General features: G+C 66.9%; 3 protein-coding genes. 2 read left to right on the top strand and 1 reads right to left on the bottom strand.

Annotated features, from left to right (window positions below):
• Positions 1-263: 263 nt before the first annotated feature.
• Complete coding sequence (locus GKO32_RS37680; RefSeq protein ID WP_154761690.1) at positions 264-446, top strand: hypothetical protein; 183 nt, start codon at positions 264-266, stop codon at positions 444-446.
• A gap of 561 nt (positions 447-1,007) precedes the next feature.
• Here GKO32_RS37680 and ssd read toward each other — a convergent pair.
• Positions 1,008-2,084 carry a septum site-determining protein Ssd gene (ssd, locus tag GKO32_RS37675; protein ID WP_154761689.1) on the bottom strand — a complete coding sequence of 359 codons (1,077 nt, stop codon included), beginning with the start codon at positions 2,082-2,084 and terminating at the stop codon, positions 1,008-1,010.
• 225 nt (positions 2,085-2,309) lie between these two features.
• Here ssd and GKO32_RS37670 point away from each other — a divergent pair, with 225 nt between their 5' ends.
• Positions 2,310-3,134, top strand: coding sequence for an HAD family hydrolase (locus GKO32_RS37670; RefSeq protein WP_312869284.1), 825 nt, complete (start codon positions 2,310-2,312; stop codon positions 3,132-3,134).
• The last annotated feature ends 288 nt before the right edge of the window (positions 3,135-3,422 follow it).

Below are 3,422 nucleotides of genomic sequence, written 5' to 3'. Positions count from 1 at the left end.
GTGGTGAGCGCCTGCGCACATGACTGGGCTCGTTGTATCTATTTTGGACTGTCGTGTTTGGATTACATCTGTCGGGCAAGTCGTGGCCGCGGGTGGGGAGCCATTGGTCGGAGTGCGTGGTGTGGGAAGGAGCAGGACGCAGAAGGGCTCAGCGCGGTAGGCCGTGTGATTCGTCGGTGTACCTGATTTTGGTTTGGTTTCGGTATTTTCGTCGGGCTGGGTTGAGGTGCTAGTGGCCGGCGGAGCGGTCACAGGTGGCGGGCATGACGTTGGAACAGTCGATGCTGGGAGGCATCGGCCACTGGCAGTTGGAGGTTGACGCGTTTCGGAATTGGGTGGTGCATCCAATTCGGGATGCGCGCCTGGGATTGGTTCGCCGTCGCAAGTTGGAACTCTGCGCGCAGGAGGTGTGCGCGCGGATGACGGGCAGGGTGCCGAAACGGTAGGCGCGGGACGTGGGGTGCGGGACTCCGCCGGGTGGCGCGCCTCGGGATCGGTTGACGCGCTCGCCTTAGGTTGGGCGGCTTCGGTATTCGCGTCGCGCTCGGCCGAAATGCCGGCAACTTGCCGAGCGGTCGCGGGTGGTGGGTACAACTCCGGAATGGCTGAAGGCAGAAGACGCCAGAGTCCGGCTGGCGCAGGCTGGCCCGCGACACGGGCCACCGCTCGGTGACCCGCGTCGGGATCGGTTGACGCACTCGCCTTAGGTTGGGCGGCTTCGGTATTCGCGTCGCGCTCGGCTGGTGCGCTTGTGGGCGGAAGAGGTGGGCCTGATGCCGGAGCGGTCTGGGGGGCAAGGCCAGGAGAACCCGCTCGGGGTGGTTGCGTGTGTTGGTCAGGCGCGAAGACGGGGGCCGACGGGTGAAGGGGAAAACTAGCAGAATCGGCGTGGGCAAGCCGTTGACCTCCTCGTGGGCGGGGGACTATTCCGCTCCTCGTGCGGGGTAGCGGGCTTGTCACGGAATTGCGGTGGGTCAGGAAGAAGTCGAGAGTGGGCGCCGACGGCATCATGCGGCCGCCTCGGTGGACGGGAGGTCGGTGCGTAGCTCTGCGAGGACCATTTTCGCCGCGCCGATCAGTGGGCTCCGCGGGCGAAGGATGAACTCGCCGGTTTCCACGGACCTCTCCAGGTGACGCTCCGGGGCCATCGACGTCAGCAGCGGGACCTGGACGGTGTCAGCCGCGTCGTCTGGGGCGAGACCGCCCGGGGCGGGGCCGCGGACGACCAGCTTCACCTTGTCCGCGCAGTCACCTAATGCCTCGACCACACGCCGTGCCGACACGCAGGCTCGGACTTCCGCGGGTACCACCAGGACGAGCAAGTCCGCCCGGTTCACGACAGGCTGGATGGCCGCCCCCGGGTACCGCGGGAGATCGCAGATCACGACCTTGCCCGCGCGGCGGCCGGCGTCCACAACGGACCTGAGCGCGGCAGCCGTTGGCCCTTGGCCCTCGCGATCGCATGACAGGAAAGGGAAACGGCCATGCCGGTGCGTGTATTCGGGCAGCGCGCGGCGAAGGGCTTCCATCGAAATCCGGTCGCCGTCGAGCCGGAGCCCCGGCCAGCGCGCTCCCTCCGCGGATTCCGCGCCCAGCAACAGATCCAGACCACCACCCAGCTGATCGCAGTCGACCAGCAAGGCGCTCCTGTCACCTGCGGCCAGCCCGAGCGCTGCGGCGAAAATCGACGCGCCGGCACCGCCTCGTCCGCCGAGGACACCGACAACACATCCGCCAGGCACAGACGGGCCTTCGGCGACATCGGCCAATGCGCCCACGACCACCGTTTCCGCGTCCGGAAGCGAAAGCACCTGCTGCACACCGGCCGCGAACGCCCGCTTCCACGTCTCCGGATCAGGGGATCCCTTGGTGAGCAGGAGAACATCGCGCCGCCGCGGCAGTTCGAACTCGCCCTGGATCACTTCCTCGCCGATCAGCACCAGCGGGGCGCGGGCCCACGATCGACCCGCCGACAGCAGGTCCGGGGCACGTTCGACCTCGCAGTCGGCCGCGGCGGCAAGCCGGAGTACCTCATCGAGGAGCGTCTCGTCGGACATGATCACGAGCGGGCGAACTTCGGTCATCGCGACCCCCAGGGATGGTTTTGAAGCGGGATTGGGCTGGTACCACCGTTGCTTGGGGGTTGCTGGGGGGACAAGATGGAATTGGGTCGGCTGTGGATAACCGGGGGGTTGTGGACAAGTCGGTCAGACAACGACTTTTGCCAGCGCGGTAAGGGATTTCGCGGCGGATACCCAGTGTGCGGTCGTGTGCGGGACCCCGATGGCGGGAGCTTCTATCCTGGACAGGTGGCAGAACCGATCAGCTCACCGGCGAGCACAGCACGCGTGGCGGCCTTTTTCGATCTCGACAAGACGATCATCGCGTCGTCCAGCGCGCTCGCGTTCAGCAAGCCGTTGCTGCGCCAGGGCCTGATCAGCAGGCGAGCCGCACTCAAGAGCGCCTACGCCCAGCTCGTCTTCTCGCTGTCCGGCGCCGACGAGGAGCGCACGGAGCGGATGCGCGCCGAGATCTCCGCGCTATGCACGGGCTGGGACGTGGCACAGGTCCGTGCGATCGTGAACGAGACGTTGCACGACATCGTCGACCCGCTCGTTTACGCGGAGGCAGCCGACCTGATCGCCTCGCACAAGGAGCGGGGACACGACGTGATCGTGCTGTCCGCCGCGGGCGAAGAGGTCGTCTCGCCGATCGCGGCCATGCTGGGCGCCACGCGCAGCGTCGCGACGCGGATGGAGGTCGTGGACGGCCGCTACTCCGGCCAGGTCGATTTTTATTGCTACGGGGAGCAAAAGGCCGTCGCGGCGAAGCAACTGGCCGCCGACCACGGCTACGACCTGGTGGAGAGCTTCGCCTACACCGATTCGAGCACGGACGTGCCGATGCTGGAAGTCGTCGGCCACCCGTTCACGGTCAACCCCGACCGCGCGCTGCGCCGGATCGCCAGCGAGCGCGGCTGGCCCGTGCTGACTTTCAGCAACCCCATCTCCCTGCGCAGCCGCATCTCGTCGCCGTCGACCACCGCGGTGGCAGTCGGCGTGGGCATTGGGGCGATGGCCGCAGCGGGCGTGACGTGGTACGGGCTCACTCGGCGCAAGCGAACGAGCACCTGACAATAGTCGCTCCGTGTGTCCTCATCACCAAATCGAGTCTCTGTACCGGTGCACCCGTTAGACCCCTTGAAGTGACGGCGGTCACTCGGTAGAAAGTGAGTGCGGACATCTAGTCGGCCAGGGAACGAGGCGAAGAGAAGCCCCGATCCACCCCGAAGGATCTCCGTGCGCGGAGCTCGGGCACCCACGCGCAGCACGCCGCGGGAGGCTTGTCGTCTAGGGACTGCGTACCGGGACGCCGGACGCCGAGTCCAGGTAGGTACGACATGAGTTGCACGCTTGGTCACC

Source organism: Amycolatopsis pithecellobii, assembly GCF_009707865.1.
Classification (GTDB): domain Bacteria; phylum Actinomycetota; class Actinomycetes; order Mycobacteriales; family Pseudonocardiaceae; genus Amycolatopsis_E; species Amycolatopsis_E pithecellobii.
Note: the sequence above shows the minus strand (reverse complement) of the source record. Positions and strands in the feature narration are given on the sequence as shown.

Excerpts from the sequence above, each read along its gene's own strand:
- GKO32_RS37680 (WP_154761690.1), top strand. The coding sequence starts at position 264 with ATGACGTTGGAACAGTCGATGCTGGGAGGCATCGGCCACTGGCAGTTG.
- ssd (WP_154761689.1), bottom strand. The coding sequence starts at position 2,084 with ATGACCGAAGTTCGCCCGCTCGTGATCATGTCCGACGAGACGCTCCTC.